Source organism: Streptomyces sp. 1114.5 (genome assembly GCF_003635085.1).
In the GTDB taxonomy this organism is placed as follows: domain Bacteria; phylum Actinomycetota; class Actinomycetes; order Streptomycetales; family Streptomycetaceae; genus Kitasatospora.
Window position 1 is genome coordinate 2,427,489 of record NZ_RBXE01000001.1, and the last position, 18,898, is coordinate 2,446,386.

Sequence of the window (18,898 nt, forward strand, 5' to 3'; positions counted from 1 at the left end):
GTGCTACGCGGAGCTACCGTGGAGGGATGAGGACGATTACCCAGCGGGAGTTCCGGAACAACTCCGCCGCGGTGATGGACGCGGTGGAGGCGGGGGAGACCTTCCACATCACCAGGAACGGGGTCGAGGTCGCGGAGCTGCGGCCGGTGTCCGGGCGCCGACGGCTCACCGCGGAGGAGCTGGTGGCGCGGCACGTGAAGCTGCCGCGGGTGGACTACCAGCAGATGCGCAAGGAGGCCGAGGAGGACTTCGGGCCCGAGGAGCTGGTGGGGGACGAGGGCGACGACCCGTTCGAGCGGCGGCGTGGCTGAGCGCCGGCGGTCGCCACGGCGGCGGCCGGCCGGGGTGCTGGACACCTGCGTCTACATCGACCTGGCGCTGCTCAGCCCGGCCGACCTGCCGGCCGTGCCGGAGCTGACCGCGATCACCTTCGCCGAACTGCAGCAGGGCGTCTCGATGGCCCGGGACCCGGCGAGCCGGGCCGCCCGGCTGGAGGTGCTGGGCGCGGCGATGGCCGATTTCGACCCGCTGCCCTTCGACGCGGCCGCCGCCGCCCGCTACGGGACACTGGTCACCCTCACGATCGCCGCCGGTCGCCAGCCGCGCCCGCGCCGGATCGACCTGATGATCGCCGCCGTCGCCTCCGCCCACGGGCTGCCGCTGTACACCCGCAACGTGGCGGACTTCCGCGGACTGGGCTCGGCGGTGGAGGTCATCGGGATCTGAGCGCCGCCGGTGCGGGGCCGTCGGCCCGGGCGGCGCTCGGTGGGACGGTCGTCAGCCCAGGTGACCGTCAGCCCGGGGAGCCGTCAGCCCGGAGAGCCGTCAGCCCAGGCGGACCGTCGTTCCGGTGGCGGCGGAGGTGCGGGCGGCCTCCAGGACCGTGAGGGTGGCCACCGCGTCGCGCGGGTCGACCGGGGGCGGGGTGCCGGGGGTGGCCAGGGCGGCGGCGATGCCCGCGTAGTAGGCGGGGTAGTCGCCCGGGTCGGTCGGGAGCGGGACCGCCGACTCGTCGGTGCCGAGGGTGCCGTACTGGGCGGGCAGGTCGGCGCCCCAGGGGCGGGCGCCGTCCGGGCGCAGGCCCGCCCGCAGGTCGGCCTCCTGCGGGTCCATGCCGGGCTTGACGTAGCCGGCAGCGTCGCCGAGCACCCGCAGCCGGGGGCCGATCAGCGGGGTGATGGCGCTGGTCCACAGGTGCGAGCGGGTGCCGGAGGCGTGGGTGAGGGCGAGGAAGGCGTCGTCGTCCACGACCGCCCCGTCGCGCCGCACGTCGATCTCCGCGTACACCGTCTCGACCGGTCCGAACAGCGTGAGCGCCTGGTCGACCAGGTGGCTGCCCAGGTCGTACAGCGTGCCGCCGACCTCGGCCGGGTCGGCCAGTTCGCGCCAGCCGGCCTTGGGCTTGGGGCGGAAGCGCTCGAAGCGGGACTCGAAGCGGTGCACCCGGCCGAGCGCGCCGCCGCGCACCAGCCGGCCCGCGGTGAGGAAGTCGCCGTCCCAGCGCCGGTTCTGGAACACGGAGAGCAGGACGCCCCGCTCCTCTGCGAGCCGGCACAGCTCCAGCGCCTGGGCGGCGGTGGCCGCCAGCGGCTTGTCCACCACGGTGGCCAGGCCGGCCCGCAGGGCGGCGCGGGCGAGCGGGGCGTGGGTGCGGTTCGGCGAGGCGATGACGACCAGGTCGAGCGCGTCCGGGTCGGCGAGCAGCTGTTCGGGGGTGTCGACGGCCCGGGCGTCGGGGTGCTCCTGCGCCAGCTGCGCGCGCCGCTCGGGGTTGGCGGTGACCACGGCGTCCAGCCGCAGCCCCGGCGTGGTCGCGATCAGCGGCGCGTGGAACGCGGAACCGGCCAGGCCGTAGCCGATCAGGCCGACGCGGAACGGGCGGTCGGGCCGGGGGCGGGAGGTCGTCTGCGGGTTCATGCGGCCTACTCAATCACGACCCGACCGGTTGCTCCCGTTGCTCCTGTTGCTCCTGTTGCTCCCGGTTTCGCCCGGGCCGCCCGGGGCAGCCGACCGGTGGCGCCAGGGCGGCCGGTCGGTGGCCGGTCGGCAGCCGGTCGGTGGCCGGCGCCGTACCGGTGGGCGGAACGCACTGCCGTCGGCCATGTGTGCGGATTAGGCTGTGCCGCGTCAGGGCCCTCGCATCACGCAAGACGTTGCAACACTCCGGGAGACACGCACGTGGCAGACCGCAAGCCCATCGAGTCCTGGCTGACCGACATGGACGGCGTCCTCATCCACGAGGGCACGCCGATCCCCGGGGCGGAGGAGTTCCTGCGCAGGCTGCGGGAGTCCGGCAAGCCCTTCCTCGTCCTCACCAACAACTCCATCTACACCCCGCGCGACCTCAGCGCCCGCCTGGCCGGCATGGGCCTGGAGGTGCCCGAGGAGTGCATCTGGACCTCCGCCCTGGCCACCGCCAAGTTCCTCAAGAGCCAGCGCCCCAACGGCACCGCGTACGTGATCGGCGAGGCGGGCCTCACCACCGCGCTCTACCAGGCCGGCTACGTGCTGACCGACAACAACCCCGACTACGTGGTCCTCGGTGAGACCCGCACCTACTCCTTCGAGGCGCTGACCAAGGCGATCCGCCTGATCAACCAGGGCGCCCGGTTCATCTGCACCAACCCGGACGAGACCGGCCCCTCCACCGAGGGCGTGCTGCCGGCCACCGGCTCGGTCGCGGCCCTGATCACCAAGGCGACCGGCGTCGACCCGTACTTCGTCGGCAAGCCCAATCCGCTGATGATGCGCGAGGCACTGAACACCGCCGGCGCCCACTCCGAGACCGCCGTGATGATCGGCGACCGGATGGACACCGACATCGTCGCGGGCATGGAGGCCGGCATGGAGACCATCCTGGTGCTCACCGGCCTGACCTCGGCCGGCGACGTGGAGCGCTTCCCGTACCGGCCGACCCGCGTGGTCAAGTCGATCGCGGACCTGATCGAGCTGGTCTAGCCTCTGCGGTGTTGTCGTGGGCCCCGTTCCGGCCGGTCGCCGGGGCGGGGCCCGCTTCGTACGTGTGGGTTCGTACGTGTGGTTCCTGCTCGTGGTTCGTGCTCGTGGTTCGTAGGTGCGGGGGAGGCGTGGGCGGATGAGTACGCCGGCGGAAGCGGAAGACGTCGGGGAGAAGCGGGTCACCTGGGCGGAGCTGTACTTCGACCTGGTCTTCGTCCTCGCCATCACCCAGGTCTCCGGGCTGCTGCACCACCACCACGACGCGACCGGCCTGGTCCGGGCGCTGGTGGTGTTCGTCCCGGTGTACTGGTGCTGGGTCGGCACCACCGTGCAGGCCAACATCCGGGACGTGGACAACCCGCGGGACCGCCTGGGCATCCTGCTGGTCGGGCTGGCCGGCCTGTTCATGGCCCTGGCGATCCCGGGCGCGTACGGCGGGCGGGGCGTGCTGCTCGGCGCCGCGTACTGGCTGGCCCGGGTGGTACTGCTGCTCCTGCTGGTCCGCATCCCGGGCGTCTGGCGCGGCCCGTACGGGGTGGGCGTGCTGGTCAGCGGACCGCTGCTGGTGGCGGGCGGACTGCTGCCGGACGGGCCGCGGCTCGCCCTGTGGGCGGCGGCCGCCCTCGGCGACCTGGCCGCGCCGACGGTGTTCCGGCGGCGGCTGGCCAAGGTCGCCTACCACCCGGCGCACATGCCGGAGCGGTTCGCGCTGTTCCTGCTGGTGGCGCTCGGCGAGTCGATCGTCGGGATCGGCGGCACGGCCGCCTCGGCCCGGCTGGACGCGGCCGAACTAGCCGCCGTGGCAGCTGCGTTCACCATCTCGGCGAGCCTGTGGTGGCAGTACTTCGTGTACGCGGCGGACGCGATGCGGCACGCCGTGGTGACCGCCGACTCGCGCCGGGACGTGGTCCGGCGGATCTTCCAGTACGGGCACCTGGCGCTGGTCGCCGGCGTGATCGGGGTGGCGGTCGGCTTCGGGGAGACCGTCGCCGACCCGTGGCGGGCGCTCGGCCCGGGCGCGGTGGCGCTGCTGTACGGCGGGTGCGCGCTGTACCTGCTGACCTTCGGGTACACGCGCTGGATGATGTTCCGCCAGGTCGCGACGACCCGGATCGGCGCGGCGGCCGTGACGCTGGTGCTGCTGCCGGCCGTGGTGCGGCTTCCGGCGCTGGTGGTGCTGGTGGTACTGGCGGTGCTGCTGGTGGCACTGAACGTGCTGGAGCACCTCCGGGTGGAGCGCACCTCCCGGGCCGCCGCCGCTCCCGTTCCTGCCAGTGTTCCCCCGACCGCTCCTGGGGCGTGAGTTGTCGGTGGGCCTGTGTAGCGTTCTGGGTGAAAGAGGGCGTGCGGCACAGCAGCCGCGGTGTGGGAGGTAGATGTCGTGACGGACACGGTCGAGGCGGACACGGTCGGGGCGGGCGTGGTCGGGGCCGGCGCGGGCGGCGGGCTGGAGCTGCCCGGGTCCTGGCGCGAGGTGCTGAGCGCCGAGACGGACAAGCCGTACTTCGCCGAGCTGGAGGCCTTCGTGGCGGCCCAGCGTGCGGAGCACGAGGTGTTCCCGCCGAGCGGTCAGGAGTTCGCCGCTCTGGAGGCCACTCCGTACGAGAAGGTCCGGGTGCTCGTGCTCGGCCAGGACCCGTACCACGACAACGGTCAGGCCCACGGCATGAGCTTCTCGGTGCTGCCCGGCACCAAGACGCCGCCCTCGCTGCGCAACATCTTCAAGGAGCTGGACGCCGACCTGGGCATCCCGGCTCCGGACAACGGCTACCTGATGCACTGGGCCGAGCAGGGCGTGCTGCTGCTCAACGCAGTGCTCACGGTCCGTGCGCACGAGGCCAACTCGCACAAGGCGAAGGGCTGGGAGAAGTTCACCGACGCGGTGATCAAGGCGGTGAGCGACCGCGAGGAGCCGGTCGTCTTCGTGCTGTGGGGCAACTACGCGAAGAAGAAGCTGCCGCTGATCGACGTCTCCCGGCACGTGGTGGTGCAGGGTGCGCACCCGTCCCCGCTGTCCGCGAAGCTGTTCTTCGGGAGCCGCCCGTTCTCGCAGATCAACGAGGCGCTGGACGGCTTCGGCGGCGAGCCGATCGACTGGCGGGTGCCGAACCTGAAGCAGGCCTGAGCACCGGGGCGGGGCCCCGATCGTCGGGTGGCCGTGGGCCGGGCGGGTTCGATCTCCCGTGCGCCCACGGCCACTTGGCGTTCACTGCGGTCGGCCGTCGGCCTGGGCCGGGTGTGCTTAGCTGGTGCCGACCGGTCGCCGGACCGGTCGTGGGAGGGGCGGTACGTGCACGGGCTGCGGCGGTCGAGGACGTTGCGGGGGTCGGGGGTGTCCCGGTGGGCCGTGGGGGTGGCGCTGGCCGGGGTGCTGCTCGCCGGGTCCGGCTGCAGCGGCACGGACGGTGGCGCAGACGGTGGTACGGACGGTGGTACGACCGGCGCCGCGGACGGTGGCGCGGACGGTGGCGCACCGGGCAGGACCGGCTCCGCCGGTCCGACGACCACCGCCGGTGCCACCGCTCCCGGCGCCCTCGCCCAGCTCCCCGGGCAGACCTTCTACGTCTCCGACCAGACCAACGCCGCCCGCCAGCTGGCCGCACTGCGCGGCCAGGGCCGGACGGCCGAGGCCGACACGCTGGCGCGGATAGCCTCGCAGCCCTCCTCGCAGTGGCTCGGCGAGCACGGCGCCAGGGAGATCGCCGAGCAGGTGAGCCGCCGGGCCGCCGAGACGGGCCGCACGGCGGTGTTCGTCGCGTACGACATCCCGCACCGGGACTGCGGCCAGTACTCGGCCGGCGGTGCCCCCGACGCGACCGCCTACCGGGCCTGGATCACCGGTGTCGCGCAGGCCCTCGGCGACCGCCGGGCCTGGGTCGTGCTGGAGCCGGACGCCGTCGCGCACACCCTGGACGCCTGCGGGGTCAAGGGCGACCTGGCCGCCGAGCGGTACGGCCTGTTGGCCTTCGCCGTCCAGGAGTTGAAGAAGCGCCCGAACGTCCGGGTCTACCTGGACGCGGGCAACCCCGGCTGGGCGCAGGACCCGCAGGAGCTGGCCGCCGCCCTGCGCAAGTCGGGCATCGCCGCGGCGGACGGCTTCGCGGTGAACGTCGCCAACTTCTACGACACCGAGCGCAACGCGGCGTACGGCGCCCGGCTCTCGGCGGTGCTGGGCGGGAAGAACTTCGTCATCGACACCAGCCGCAGCGGCAACGGCGCGCTGGGCGGCGACTCCTGGTGCAACCCGCCCGGGCGGGCGCTCGGCGAGCGGCCGACCGCCGACACCGGCCGACCCGGGGTGGACGCCTACCTGTGGATCAAGAACCCGGGGGAGTCGGACGGCGAGTGCGGCCGCGGCGAGCCCCGGGCGGGCGAGTTCTGGCTGCCGTACGCGCTCGGGCTGGCGCAGGCGGCGCGCTGACGGCGTCGGACGCGGGCGCGCTACCCCGTGACCTGGACCCAGCGGGCGACCGACGGGGTGCCGGCGGCGTCCGTCAGGAACAGCATGTACCAGCCCGGCGGCAGCAGGTTGGGGTTGCTCGGGAGGGTGAGCGAGACGCCGTCCGCCGTCCGCGCGGTGATGTCCAGGGCCACCGAGCGCTGCTCGACGTCCGTCACGTGGGTGACCGAACTCGGCCGGATCAGCTTGGCGGTGGCCACCGCGTCCGCTCGGGAGGTGCCGACGGCGAGGGTGCCGCCGAGCTTCGCCGTCGACGGTGCGGAGCCGACCTGCGGGCGGTCGCCGTGGTACAGGTACGGCGGGCTGTAGATCTCGATGCGCTGCTCGAAGCCGCCCGGCTGGGTCTCGGCCTTGTCCGCGAAGAGCGGGTTGGAGCCGAGCACGGCGACCCTGCCGTCCGGCAGCAGCAGGGCCTCCGAGTGGTAGTTGCGGCCGACGGTCGGCTCGGCGGCGGTGCTGAAGCTGTTGGAATCCGGGTGGTACACCTGCGCCTTGAGCAGGTCGCTGTCGCCGCGGCCGCGGTAGCCGCTGGAGCCGCCGGTGGTGAGGACGGTGTCGTCCGGGAGGATCACGCTGTTGAGGTAGCGGGTGCCGCCGGCCGGCAGGTCCGGGCCCGGGGTGAAGGCGGGCTTGACGGCGGAGAGGTCGACGATGTCGGTGCGGGCCGTGGACAGCGGTGACTCGCCGACCCCGCCGCCGCCCAGCACCATCACCTTCTGCGCCTGCGCGGGCGGCAGCAGCACCGAGGAGGAGGTCTCGGTCAGGCCCGGGTCGCGCAGGCCGGGGACGGCCTGGAAGGCGTTGGTCGACAGGTCCCAGACGCCGGCCTCGCGACCCTTGTCGGCGGGCCCGTAACCGGCGTTGGACGCGGAGTAGAAGAGCTTGCCGGAGGCGGTCAGGAAGATCGACGGGTAGGTCGGGAAGTAGCGCTCCGGCGCCCTGGACCAGGTCCTGCTCTTCGGGTCGTAGATCTCGTTGTCGTTGCCGTTGAGGATCTCCCCGGTGTCGTCCAGCCCGGAGACGGTGACCACCCGGCCGTCGCCCAGCCCGGTCAGCGTCGGGTACCAGCGGGCGTGGGCCATGTCGGTGACCGGCTCGTACAGTTCGGTGTCCGGGTTGAACTCGAAGGCGGAGCGGATGCCCTGGTACTCCTGCTTGTCCAGGGTCAGCTTGTCGCTCTGCCCGTAGAGGTTGTGGGCGTCGGTGCCGGTCAGGCCCTTGATCCGGTACTGGGCCGGGGATCCCGCCACGTAGTCGGGGCCGGTGCCGACCGCCTCCACGAACACGTGCTGCTCGCCGGCGGTGACGACGGTCTGCCGGCCGGAGCCGCTCTTGGTCGCGGCCGGGACGGTCACCGGGCCGGTGGTGGCGTACTCGCGGCCGTTCGGGGCGACGAAGACGGTGCCCTTGGGGAAGGTCCGGTCGCGCTCCGGGCTCTCGTTGCGCACCCGCATGACGCCGGCCGCCTTCTTCACCGCGCCGGCCAGCTTCTCGTACCGCTGGGTGCCGCCGGCCACCAGCACCCGGCCGTCCGGCAGCGAGGCGTGGCCGCCGCAGAACATGTCGGCCGGGGTCGGTATCAGCTTGTAGCCGTTCCTCGCCGGGTCCCAGAGCAGGCTCTTGAAGGTGCCCGCGCCGAACTGCTTCTCGTCGTTGCCGGAGCCGGCCACGATCAGGACCTTGCCGGTGCGCAGCAGGGTGGCGTGCACGGCGTTGACCCGGAACTCGGCGGGCAGCGCCAGGGTCTGCCAGTGGCCGTACTGCGCCTTGTACTCGGGACGGTTGATCACGTAGTGGTGGTACTGCTGGGACGCGAAGCCGAGGACGGCCGGTGCGTTCATCCCGGCCACCGTCAGCGCGACGGTGCTGCCGAGGGCGAAGCGCTTGGTGCGGCCGGTCTGGCGGATCCTCACGGTGGTTGCTCCCTCAGTCTCAGTGGATGGGGGTGCCGCTCTCGGCCCGGGTGTGCTGCGTCGGATGGGCGGGGTGCGCGGGCTGGCCGTGCTGCGTCGGATGGTCGTGCCGCATTGGCCGGCCGTGCTGCGTCGGATGGTCGTGCTGGGCTGCGCGTGGGTCGCGGGCGTGGCGGGGGCGGCGCTTCTCCAGGACGACCTTCGGGGTCGCAGCCGGGCCGCCGGTGACGGTGAGGGTCGCGGTGGGGCGGGTGCGGAGGCGGCGGACGGCGTCGCCGGCCAGGATCAGCACCGGCAGGAGGGTCAGCGCCAGGGCGATCCCGGCCCAGGTGCGCATCGCGACGTGGTCGTAGCCGGTGACGAAGGACGCGGCGATCGCGCCGCCGAACACCAGCGTCCAGAAGAGGTGGTAGCGGAAGGTGCCGAGGCGGTCGGTGCTGGCCGAGCGCCCCTTGGGCGTCACCTCGAAGCGGCTGCGGCGGCGGACCAGCGCCTGCAGCAGCGAGGCCGCGTAGATCGGGCCGCACAGAGCCGACATCATCATGCCGGCCACCCCCGAGGAGCCGGCCGGCTCGTGCGGGCTCACGTTGTGTTTGCGGTTCCAGGTGTAGAGCAGCAGTTGGAGCGCGGCGGCGTCGCTGTAGAGCATCATCCAGAGCTCGGAGGAGACGTGCACGCCGGAGGCTCCGAAGCCCAGGTAGAGCACGCTGGACAGGCCGCCGAGCAGCCAGGTCAGCGCGGCCATCGGGTAGAAGCCCACCATCAGGGAGTAGTTGAGCAGCCGGCCCGGCGAGAGCTGCCAGAACACCCGCCAGTACTGGGTCAGCAGGGTCTCGTAGGTACCCCGGCTCCAGCGCAGTTGCTGGGAGAAGAAGTCGGTCCAGGAGGAGGGTCCTTCGCCGACCGCCAGCACGTCCGGGGTGTACACGGACTTCCAGCGCTCTCCGGTCTCCGGGTTTCGGCTCCGGTGGAACTCCAGGCCGGTCGCCATATCCTCCGTGATGGAGTCGTACAACCCGCCGATCGACTGGAGCGCGCGGATTCTGACCGCGTTGTTGGTGCCGACGAACATGGGCGCGCCGTAACGGTTTCCGGCGCGTTGGATGAGGGCGTGGAAGAGGTACTGCTGGCTCTCGGAGAATTTGGTGACGGCCGAACCCGAGCTGCGGTAGTTCCCGTACACCTGGGGGCCGACCACGAATGCCACGTCGGGATCGCGGAAGTAGCCGAGCATCCGCTCGCAGAAGTCGGGCAGCGGGACGTGGTCGGTGTCGACGGACACCCAGAAGTCGTAGTCGTCGCCGTGCGCCTGGAGCCAGGCGTTGTAGTTGCCGTGCTTGCTCCTGGCGCGGAACCTGCCCTTCGGGCGGTTCCAGTGCGGGCGGCCGGCGCGGCTGAAGTGGCGGACGCCCAGCTCGGCGCAGAGCTCCTGCATTGCAGGATCGTTTCCCTCGTCCAGCAGCCAGACCTCGTACGGCCCTTCGTGCCGCACCGCACGGGCCGCGACCAGCGTGGCCCGGACCATCTCCGGCGGCTCCTTGCCCGGCACGCAGGTGGTGAGGAACGCGACCCGGGTGCCCGGCTCCGGCGTCACCGGTACCGGATCGCGGGCGACCAGGGTGGCGTGGGTGTTGGAGACCACGTTGACCAGCCGGAACAGCTCGACCACGGCGATGATCCCGATCATCACCTTGTCGCCCAGCAGTACCAGGGGGTTCGTCTCGTCCAGCCGCTCCGGCCAGTGCTCCGGCAGCAGCAGCCAGACCAGCAGCACGGCCTCCACCACGGGCGCCGCCGTCAGCAGCAGGGCGGCGCGGATCCGGTGCGGCTCGCGGCGCAGCAGACTGCGGTACCGGACGCGGTAGGGGGCCGTCGGGGGTACGGGCGGTGGCGCGGGTGTGGGCGGTGACGCGGGTGTGGGCGGTGACGCGGGTATCGCGTGGGCCGCCGGTTCCGGCCGGTAGACGCCGCCGCCGAGGTCGTCGTCCTCGTCCGGATCGTGGGCCGGCCCGGCGAGACGGCTGAAGTGGCCGTAGTCGTACGGGGCTTCGGGCACGGATAAGGAACCCAGGGCGCCCTCGTCCAGGTGCCCGGCCCCTCGCCTGCGGGCCGTCCCGACGTCCTTCCGTCGCGAGAACGGCGTGGTCATTGATTGCTCCCCCGGAGTCTTCGCGCCTTGCTTCGCTGCTCGGCCTCGTCGCGGAGCCACCGTCCAGGCAGAAACACAGCCCGGTGAACTGCGGCCATTCGGGCAGTTCACCGGGCTGTGACTATTCGGCACATGACGTGTGCGACTGGTTCAGTTATGCGCCTGCACGGTGACTTCGAATGCGGGATCCCGGCGGATGTCCCGGCTTCCCCTCCGAGCGCTCGGATCCTCGACGTGTTCAACTCTCCCGGAGCGTCACGGTGATCGCAACCGTTCCGAGAAATGATCACCACTCAGGCATGAAGTTCCTGCCGTTCCAGGCCATTCTGTCGCCCGGAGGTGATAGCGAGGCGAAGTCCCTTCACGAGTTCTGTCCGCGAGTTCCCACCGCGACTTCCCTCCGCGAGTTCTGTCCGCGCGTACGGTCCACGCTTTCCGTCCACGCGTGCCGTCCACGCTTTCCGCCCACGTCTTCCGTCGCCGACGTGGTCACGCCGGAGGGAGGAGGGTGGCGCCGGTCGCCGCCCGGACCTCGGCGAACCCCACACCCGGCGCCGTCTCCACCAGGCGCAGTCCTTCCGGTGTCACGTCGATCACCGCCAACTCGGTGACGATCCGGTCCACAACTCCGCGTCCCGTCGCGGGAAGGGACAGCTGCTCGACGATCTTCGGTGAGCCGTCCCGGGCGGTGTGCTCCATCACGACGATCAGCCGACGGGCCCCGTGCACCAGGTCCATCGCGCCGCCCATGCCCTTGACCATCTTGCCGGGGATCATCCAGTTCGCGAGGTCCCCCTCGGCCGACACCTGCATCGCGCCGAGCACGGAGACGTCGATCCGACCGGACCGGACCATGCCGAAGGAGAAGGCCGAGTCGAAGTAGGAGGCACCGGGGGCGACCGTCACCGTCTCCTTCCCGGCGTTGATCAGGTCGGCGTGCTCGGCGCCCTCTTCCGGGTACGGGCCGACACCGAGGACGCCGTTCTCCGAGTGCAGCACCACCTCGACACCCGGCGGGAGGTGGTCGGGGATCAGGGTGGGCAGGCCGATCCCCAGGTTCACGTACTGCCCGTCGAGCAACTCCCGTGCGGCGCGGGCGGCCAGGAAGTTGCGCGGGTCGAGACCTGGGCTGGGGGAAGGGGCGGCGGAGGCGGAGGCGGAGGCGGAGGCGCGGGCGGGAGCGAGGGCAGGGACGGCGGTGGCGCCGGGTGCGGTGCTGGTGTCGTGCAGGGTACGGGCGCTGCTCGGAGTGGACATCGGCTCAGGCCTCCTGGCGTGCGGGTCGGACGGTCCGGCGCTCGATGCGGCGGTCTCCGGGGTCGGCGGCCACCACCCGGTCGACGTACACCCCGGGCAGGTGCACGGCGTCCGGGGCGATCCCACCCGGTTCGACGATCCGGTCCGCCTCGACCAGGGTGACCCGGCCCGCCGCCGCGCAGAGCGGGTTGAAGTTGCGGGCGGCCGCGTGGAACACGCAGTTGCCGTGCCGGTCCGCCACCTCGGCCCGGACCAGCGCGAAGTCGGCCGTGATCGCCTCCTCCATGAGGTACCGCCGACCGCCGAACTCCCGCACCTCCTTGGGCGGCGAGGCCAGGGCCACCGAGCCGTCCGCCGCGTGGCGCCAGGGCAGCCCGCCCTCCTCGACCTGGGTGCCGACCCCGGCCGGGGTGAAGAACGCCGGGATGCCGGCGCCGCCCGCCCGCAGCCGCTCGGCCAGCGTGCCCTGCGGGGTCAGCTCCACCTCCAGCTCGCCGGAGAGGTACTGCCGGGCGAACTCCTTGTTCTCCCCGACGTAGGAGGAGGTCATCCGGGCGATCCGGCCCGCCCGCAGCAGCAGGCCCAGCCCCCAGTCGTCCACCCCGCAGTTGTTCGAGACCACGCGCAGCCCGGTGACGCCGGCGTCCACCAGCGCACCGATCAGTGTGCTCGGGATGCCGCAGAGCCCGAAGCCGCCGACGGCCAGCACCGCACCGTCGGGGATGTCCCCGACGGCGTCGGCGGGGGAGTTCAGGACCTTGTCCAAGGGATCACCTCATGAGGAGTGGGAGGGAGGGGCAGAGGGGAGGGGTGTCCCCCAACCGTCACCGGGCGCGGGCCCTCGCAGCCATGGCGGCCGGCTCCATGGGTGCGCGATGACCCGTGTCGGTGCACCACACCCGGGCACCCGGAGGACGGCTCCGGGTCGGCGGTATGTCGACCGCAGCCACATCCCGCCGGGCTGATACGTCGCCCGGGCACATGTCGCCCTTCCCACCGCACACCTACGGTTCCGGCATCCACCCCGCCGGACCTCAGGAGTCGGTCACCATGCGCAGCTCGACAGTCCCCACCAGGACCGCCTCCGGCGACCGCCCGGGCGGGCCCCAGGCCGGCGGCGGCCCGGCCCGGAGGCTCGCCGCCCTCGCGGCGTGCGTCCTGCTCGCCGCAGGCTGCGCCAAGGCCGGCACCGCCGGGACGAGCGCTGCGGACGGCGGAGCCAAGGGCCCGATCAAGGTCGGCCTGGTCTACTCCAAGACCGGACCGTTGGCCGCCTACGGCAAGCAGTACCTGGACGGTTTCAAGGCCGGCCTGGGCTACGCGACCAAGGGCACCGGCGCGGTGGACGGGCACAGGATCGAGTTCGAGGAGCAGGACGACGCGGGCGACCCGGCCAAGGCGGTGTCCGCCGCCAAGGACCTGATCGGCAAGGGCTACAAGGTGCTGGCCGGCTCCACCGCCTCCGGCGTCGCCCTCCAGGTCGGCCCGATCGCGGCCCAGAACAAGGTGCTCTTCATCAGCGGCCCGGCCGCCGCCGACAAGGTCACCGGTCTGAACACGTACACCTTCCGTTCCGGCCGCCAGTCCTACCAGGACATCAGGACCGCGGCCTCGTTCGTCGGTGACGCCAAGGGCAAGAAGGTCACCGTGCTCGCACAGGACAACGCCTTCGGGCAGGCCAATGTGGCCGCCGTGAAGGCCGTGCTCGGCGCCGAAGGGGCGACCGTCGAGCAGGTGCTCGCCCCGCCGAGCGCCACCGACCTCACCCCCTTCGCCACCCAGGCCAAGACCGCCAGACCCGACCTGCTGTTCGTCGCCTGGGCCGGCGACACCGCCTCGGCCCTGTGGACGGCGCTCAACCAGCAGGACGTGTTCACCGATACCAAGGTCGTCACCGGCCTCGACCTGGCCGCCTCCTACCCGCTGTTCGGCCCGGCCGGCGAGAAGATCTCCTTCCTGAACCACTACTTCGGCGGCGCCGCCGGCACCCCGGTGGAGAAGGCCATGGACGAGGCCGTCACCGCCGCCGGCGGGAAGAGCGACATCTTCACGCCCGACGGGTTCACCGCCGCGCAGCTGATCGTGCACGCCGTCGAGGCCAACCACGGCTCTGCCGACGACACTTCGGCGCTGGTCAAGGCGCTGGAGGGCTGGAGCTTCGACGGGGTGAAGGGGAAGACCACGGTACGAGCCGAGGACCACGCCCTCCTCCAGCCGATGTTCCAGGTCCGGCTGACCGGCACTGGAGCCGCTGCCAAGCCCAAGGTGGAGAAGACCCTGACCGCGGACGAGGTGGCCCCTCCGGTCACCCCGATGGCGGGCTGATCCCGGTGCCCGCCCGTACGTCCTCCTCTCGTTCTGCCTCCGCCCGTACGCCCTCCGCCGGTACTGCCTCCACACCCTCGGCGTCGTCGGTGCGTTCCTCCTCCCCGGTGCTGCGCCTGGACGGGCTCGGCTGGTCCGTCCGTGGTGTGCCGATCGTCGAGGACGTCTCCTTCTCCGTCGGCGAAGGCGAGTTCATCGCCTTCATCGGGCCCAACGGCGCCGGCAAGACCTCCCTCTTCAACCTGGTCTCCGGCATCCACCCGGCGACGCACGGCAGCCTCCACCTCGATGGTGCGGACGTCACCGCCGAGACCGTGCACGCCCGGGCCCGCCGGGGCCTCGGCCGCACCTTTCAGACCTCCTCACTCTGGCCAGGGATGACGGTCGCCGACCATGTCCGCCTGGCCGCCCAGGCGGCGGCCGGGCCCCGCGCCTCGTACCGGCTCTGGCGTCGCGCCGACCACTACGAGGACCAGCTGGCCGACACCCTGCACCGCACCGAACTCACCCACCGCGCGGACACCTTGGCCGGCACTCTCTCGCACGGAGAGAAGCGCAAGCTGGAGCTGGCCGTCCTGCTGGTCTCCGATCCGCGGGTGATCCTGCTGGACGAGCCGATGGCGGGCGTCGGCGCGGAGGAGGTGCCCGCCCTCACCGAGCTGATCCGCTCCGTGCACCGCGACCTGGGCCGGACCGTCCTGATGGTCGAGCACCACATGGACGTCCTGCTCGGTCTGGCCGACCGACTCGCGGTGATGCACCACGGCACCCTGCTCGCCCTGGACACCCCCGAGGCCGTGATGGCCGACCCGACCGTGCAACAGGCCTACCTGGGTGAGGCGCTGTGACCTCCTCTCCGCTCTCCTCGTCGTCCTCCGACTCATCCTCCGTACCGTTCTCCGTGCCCTCCTCCGCTACCGAACCCCTCCTCTCCGTCCGCGATCTGCGGGTCGTCATCGACGGGCTGCACATCCTGCACGGCGTCGACCTCGACGTGGCCCCCGTCGGGGTCACCGCGCTCCTCGGCCGCAACGGTGCGGGCAAGACCACCACCGTCAAGGCCCTGATGGGCCTGGTTCCGCGCACTGGCAGGATCTGTTTCGCCGGCGCCGAACTCTCCTCCCTTCCCACGTATCTGGTCGTTCGTCATGGCATCGGGTACGCGCCCGAGGACCGGGGGATCTTCGCGGGCCTGACGGTCGCCGAGAACCTCCGCCTCGCCGAGCGCGGCACCCAGGGCGGGGCCGGAGCCGTCGAGCCGGACTATCCGCTCGTGCACGAGCTCTTCCCCGAACTGAAGCAGCGGGCCGGGCAGTTGGCCGGGACACTCTCCGGTGGCCAGCAGCAGATGGTGGCGATCGGCCGGACGCTGCTCAACCGCAACCGGTTGATCATCGCCGACGAGCCCACCAAGGGTCTGGCCCCGAGGATCGTGGCCGAGGTGGCCGAGGTGCTGGCCCGCGCCGCGGAGGCCGTGCCCGTCCTCCTGGTCGAGCAGAACCTCGCCCTGGTCCGCCGACTGGCCGGCACCTGCGCCGTCCTGGCCGACGGCCGCACCGCCCACCGCGGCCACACTGCCGAGCTGTTGGCCGACGAGGAGGCCGCCCGCCGCCTGCTCGGCGTCGGCTCCCGTCGCCCGCTCGCCGGCGAGTCCCGGCCCGCAGCCTCCCCGGCTGCCCCTGTCATCACCGCGGAGGTGAAGCCCTGATGGACACCCTCGTTCTCCTTTCCTGTACCGGACTCGGTCTCGGTGCGCTGTACTTCCTGGTCGCCTCCGGTCTGTCGTTGATCTTCGGCCTGATGGACGTGCTCAACTTCGCGCACGGCGCCCTGCTCTCCATCGGCGCGTACGCCACCTGGTGGGCCGGCACCGAGGCCGGCCTCTCCTTCTGGCTCGCGGTGCCCTTCGGCACCCTGGTCGGGACGGCCGCCGCCGTCCTGCTGGAGCTCTTCGTGATCCGGCCGCTCTACAGCCGCCCGCGCGACCAGATCCTCGCCACCGTCGGGGTCGGACTCGCCGTGCCCGCCCTGCTCATGGGGATCTGGGGCGCGGACGCCCGCCCCTTCCCCCAGCCGGCCCTGCTGTCCGGCACCTGGCACGTGCTCGGTGCGACCGTCCCGGTCAACCGCTTCGTCCTGGTGGCCGCCGCTGCGCTGTTGCTGCTCACTCTTCGGTTGTTCCTCGCCCGTACCCGCTACGGGCTGATCGTCCGGGCCGGCGTCGAGGACCGGGCGATGGTCACCGCGCTCGGCATCGACGTCCGGAAGGCGTTCACCCTCGTCTTCGCCATCGGCGGGGCGGCCGCCGCGCTCGGCGGTGCCCTCGGCGGCCTCTACTTCGGTTCGGTCAATCCCGGCCAGGGGACCGGCCTGCTCATCTTCGCCTTCGTCGTCGTGGTGATGGGCGGCATGGGGTCCGTGACCGGGGCCGCCGCCGCCTCGGTGGGCGTCGGCCTCGTCCAGCAGTTCGCCAACTACTACACCGGCGCCGGGCTCGGCGACCTCTCGGTCGTCGTCCTGCTCGCCGTGCTGCTTCTGGTCCGACCCCGTGGACTCACCGGGAGGCTCGCGTGAACGCCGAACGTCCGATCACGAGCACCGGTGGCCCCGCGGTCCGCCGCAGCGCCGCCACCTCGGCAGGGGGGACTGACACCAGCCCTGCCGTGACCGCCATATCAGCAGAGGGGACTGACACCAGCTCCGCCGACACCGTCACTGTGGCAAGGGGGACTGACACCAGCCTTGCCGAGACCCCATGTGAACACACTCGCGAGTCCGGCGCCATCCCTCGAACAGGTGATTCAGTCACTAATCGCTGGACAGTGCTGCACGGAGCGCTACGCTGGTGGCCGATCGCTCTGCTGATCACGCTCCTTGTCGCCCCATACAGTGCGCTTCCCCTCCCGGGACTGCTCGACGGCCCGCTCGGCAGCCCCGGAAGCCTCCAACTCCTCGCCCTGTGCCTGCTCTACGGGGCCCTCGCCACCGGCTACGACCTCCTGCTCGGCCGTACCGGACTGCTCTCCTTCGGCCACGCGCTCTACTTCGCGACCGGCCTCTACGCCACCGACCTCGGCATGCTGGAGCTGCAACTGCCCTTCGCCGCCGCCGCGGTGTTCGGCGTCGCCTGCACCGTGCTGCTGGCCCTCCTGCTCGGCTCGGTCAGCCTGCGCGTCACCGGCATCGGCTTCTCCATGGTCACCCTCGCCTTCGCCCAGGCCGGCTCGATCCTTGTCCAGCGCAACCCCGGTGGCGTCACCGGCGGCGAGGAGGGCCGCTCGGCCCCGGCCGACCTGCTGCCCTCCGGCCTGCTCGGGATCGAGAACACCGCCAACCTCTACTGGATCGCCGTCGGCTACCTGGTGCTGACGCTCGCCGCGGTCCACTGGGCCGTCAACTCGCCGATCGGCCGCGTCTGGGAGGGCATCAGGGAGAACGAGCGCCGGGTCGAGGTGCTCGGACTGCGGCCCTACGGCTACAAGTTGGTCGCCTTCGTGCTGGCCGGCACCCTCGCCGGCCTGGGCGGGGTGGTCTACCTGCTGCTGACCGGTGGTGCCACCCCGCAGGCCGCCACCTCGGACGCCACGCTCGCCCTCCTGGTGATGGTCGTCCTCGGCGGATCCGGCACCCGCTGGGGGCCGTTGCTCGGCGGCGTCCTGTACACGTGGGCGAGCCACCGGCTCGGCGACCTCGCCAACTCGACGGCCGTCGCCGACCTGCCCGCGGCGCTGCGCGTGCCGCTCTCCCAACCCCTCTTCCTGCTGGGCGCCTTGTTCGTCGCCGTGGTCTACCTGCTGCCCGGCGGCCTGGCCGGTCTGCCCGCCCGCATCCGCGCCGCCCGATCCGCCCGCTCGGCCCGCACCACCGCCGTCCGCACCGCCCGCCCCACCGGAGGTACCCCCGCGTGAGCCAGTCCCCCCTGAACCCCGAGGAGTTGACCGTCCCCGTGCCCGGCGGGGACCTGGCCGTCCTGCGCTGGCCCGCCGAGGAGCCCGGGGCGCCGACGGTCGTGGCGGTGCACGGCATCACCGCCAACAGCCTCGCCTGGTACGAGGTCGCCCACCGGCTCGCCGGACGGGTCACCCTGCTCGCGCCCGACCTGCGGGGCCGCGGTGCCAGCCGCTCGGTCGCCGGGCCGTACGGGCTGGTCCGGCACGCCGATGACGTGGCCGCGCTGATCGCCGCCCTCGGTTCGGGGCCCGCGGTGGTCGTCGGCCACTCGATGGGGGCCTGGATCGCTGCCCTGGCCGCCCTCCGGCACCCCGGACTCGTCCGCCGAGTCCTGCTGGTGGACGGTGCGCTGACCTTCCCGCTGCCGGCGGGCGTCCGCGAGGAGGACGCCCTGGCCGCGGTGCTGGGGCCCGCGGTGGCCCGGCTGTCCATGACCTTCCCGGACCGCGAGGCCTACCGGGCGTTCTGGCAGCGGCACCCGGCCGTCGGAGCCGCGTGGACCGACGGGATCGACGCCCACACCCAGCGCGACCTCGTCGGAGAGGCACCCGAACTGCGCTCCTCCTGCGTGCCGGAGGCCGTCCGGATCGATGGTGCCCAGGTCCTCCTGGACCGGGAGGCGGCGGCCGCCGTGCACCGGCTGACCTGCCCCGCCGAGCTGTTGTGGGCCGAGCGCGGACTGTTCGACGAACCGCAGGGCCTCTACGACCACCAGCGGATCGGGCTGGCCGGGCTGGACCCGGAACGGGTCCCGGCCTCACCGGTGCCGGGCACCAACCACTACTCGATCCTCTGGAACGAGGCGGGGGCCGACCGCATCGTCCGCAGCCTGCTCGCGGACACCCCCGCCGCGGGGTAGCCACCCCTGCCCGCGGGGGCAGGGAG

17 protein-coding genes are annotated in these 18,898 nt (G+C 72.5%); 12 read left to right on the forward strand and 5 right to left on the reverse strand.

Going from position 1 to position 18,898, the window contains the following annotated elements:
* The first annotated feature begins 26 nt into the window (after positions 1-26).
* Positions 27-311, forward strand: a complete 285-nt coding sequence (locus BX285_RS10745) for a type II toxin-antitoxin system Phd/YefM family antitoxin (RefSeq protein WP_097237775.1) — start codon at positions 27-29, stop codon at positions 309-311.
* Positions 304-726: a type II toxin-antitoxin system VapC family toxin gene (locus tag BX285_RS10750; RefSeq protein WP_257032739.1), complete on the forward strand. Its 423-nt coding sequence runs from the start codon at positions 304-306 to the stop codon at positions 724-726. Before BX285_RS10745 ends, BX285_RS10750 begins: the two co-directional genes overlap by 8 nt.
* Before the next feature lie 99 nt (positions 727-825).
* Here the strand turns inward: BX285_RS10750 and BX285_RS10755 are convergent, their stop codons facing one another.
* Positions 826-1,917, reverse strand: coding sequence for a Gfo/Idh/MocA family oxidoreductase (locus tag BX285_RS10755; protein WP_121175000.1), 1,092 nt, complete (start codon positions 1,915-1,917; stop codon positions 826-828).
* Positions 1,918-2,178: 261 nt separating this feature from the next.
* On the opposite strand from BX285_RS10755, the gene BX285_RS10760 reads away from it, so the two are divergent.
* The 4 genes from BX285_RS10760 (at position 2,179) to BX285_RS10775 (ending at position 6,379) form a co-directional block, all read left to right on the forward strand.
* Positions 2,179-2,958 carry an HAD-IIA family hydrolase gene (locus BX285_RS10760; protein WP_097237778.1) on the forward strand — a complete coding sequence of 260 codons (780 nt, stop codon included), beginning with the start codon at positions 2,179-2,181 and terminating at the stop codon, positions 2,956-2,958.
* A gap of 136 nt (positions 2,959-3,094) precedes the next feature.
* Positions 3,095-4,261, forward strand: coding sequence for a low temperature requirement protein A (locus tag BX285_RS10765; protein ID WP_121175001.1), 1,167 nt, complete (start codon positions 3,095-3,097; stop codon positions 4,259-4,261).
* A 144-nt stretch (positions 4,262-4,405) separates the two neighbouring features.
* Entirely contained in the window at positions 4,406-5,083 is a 678-nt protein-coding gene (locus BX285_RS10770; protein ID WP_097240233.1) for a uracil-DNA glycosylase, read from the forward strand.
* A gap of 207 nt (positions 5,084-5,290) precedes the next feature.
* A complete protein-coding gene (locus tag BX285_RS10775) occupies positions 5,291-6,379 on the forward strand; it encodes a glycoside hydrolase family 6 protein (protein WP_179852866.1) in 1,089 nt (362 codons plus the stop codon).
* 20 nt (positions 6,380-6,399) lie between these two features.
* On the opposite strand, the gene BX285_RS10780 is transcribed toward BX285_RS10775, so the two are convergent.
* From BX285_RS10780 to BX285_RS10795, 4 genes are all read right to left on the reverse strand, one after another.
* Positions 6,400-8,331 carry a kelch motif-containing protein gene (locus BX285_RS10780; protein ID WP_121175002.1) on the reverse strand — a complete coding sequence of 644 codons (1,932 nt, stop codon included), beginning with the start codon at positions 8,329-8,331 and terminating at the stop codon, positions 6,400-6,402.
* A gap of 19 nt (positions 8,332-8,350) precedes the next feature.
* A complete protein-coding gene (locus BX285_RS10785) occupies positions 8,351-10,480 on the reverse strand; it encodes a glycosyltransferase family 2 protein (protein WP_220783906.1) in 2,130 nt (709 codons plus the stop codon).
* A gap of 489 nt (positions 10,481-10,969) precedes the next feature.
* Positions 10,970-11,737: a 3-oxoacid CoA-transferase subunit B gene (locus BX285_RS10790; RefSeq protein ID WP_121175003.1), complete on the reverse strand. Its 768-nt coding sequence runs from the start codon at positions 11,735-11,737 to the stop codon at positions 10,970-10,972.
* Between the two features lie 4 nt (positions 11,738-11,741).
* Complete coding sequence (locus BX285_RS10795) at positions 11,742-12,503, reverse strand: CoA transferase subunit A (RefSeq protein ID WP_097237784.1); 762 nt, start codon at positions 12,501-12,503, stop codon at positions 11,742-11,744.
* Positions 12,504-12,787: 284 nt separating this feature from the next.
* Here BX285_RS10795 and BX285_RS10800 point away from each other — a divergent pair, with 284 nt between their 5' ends.
* The 6 genes from BX285_RS10800 to BX285_RS10825 all read left to right on the forward strand — a co-directional run bounded on the left by BX285_RS10800 (position 12,788) and on the right by BX285_RS10825 (position 18,872).
* Positions 12,788-14,062 carry a substrate-binding domain-containing protein gene (locus BX285_RS10800; RefSeq protein ID WP_121175004.1) on the forward strand — a complete coding sequence of 425 codons (1,275 nt, stop codon included), beginning with the start codon at positions 12,788-12,790 and terminating at the stop codon, positions 14,060-14,062.
* Between the two features lie 89 nt (positions 14,063-14,151).
* Positions 14,152-14,910 carry an ABC transporter ATP-binding protein gene (locus BX285_RS10805; RefSeq protein WP_259470488.1) on the forward strand — a complete coding sequence of 253 codons (759 nt, stop codon included), beginning with the start codon at positions 14,152-14,154 and terminating at the stop codon, positions 14,908-14,910.
* Positions 14,911-14,963: 53 nt separating this feature from the next.
* Complete coding sequence (locus tag BX285_RS10810) at positions 14,964-15,770, forward strand: ABC transporter ATP-binding protein (RefSeq protein ID WP_121177404.1); 807 nt, start codon at positions 14,964-14,966, stop codon at positions 15,768-15,770.
* Complete coding sequence (locus tag BX285_RS10815) at positions 15,770-16,636, forward strand: branched-chain amino acid ABC transporter permease (RefSeq protein ID WP_121175006.1); 867 nt, start codon at positions 15,770-15,772, stop codon at positions 16,634-16,636. The genes BX285_RS10810 and BX285_RS10815 overlap by 1 nt, the downstream gene beginning before the upstream one ends.
* Before the next feature lie 248 nt (positions 16,637-16,884).
* On the forward strand, positions 16,885-17,970 hold the full coding sequence (locus BX285_RS10820) for a branched-chain amino acid ABC transporter permease (protein ID WP_259470489.1): 1,086 nt from the start codon (positions 16,885-16,887) through the stop codon (positions 17,968-17,970).
* Positions 17,967-18,872 (forward strand): alpha/beta fold hydrolase, encoded by a 906-nt coding sequence (locus tag BX285_RS10825; RefSeq protein WP_121175007.1) that lies wholly within the window; start codon positions 17,967-17,969, stop codon positions 18,870-18,872. Before BX285_RS10820 ends, BX285_RS10825 begins: the two co-directional genes overlap by 4 nt.
* Positions 18,873-18,898 lie beyond the last annotated feature (26 nt).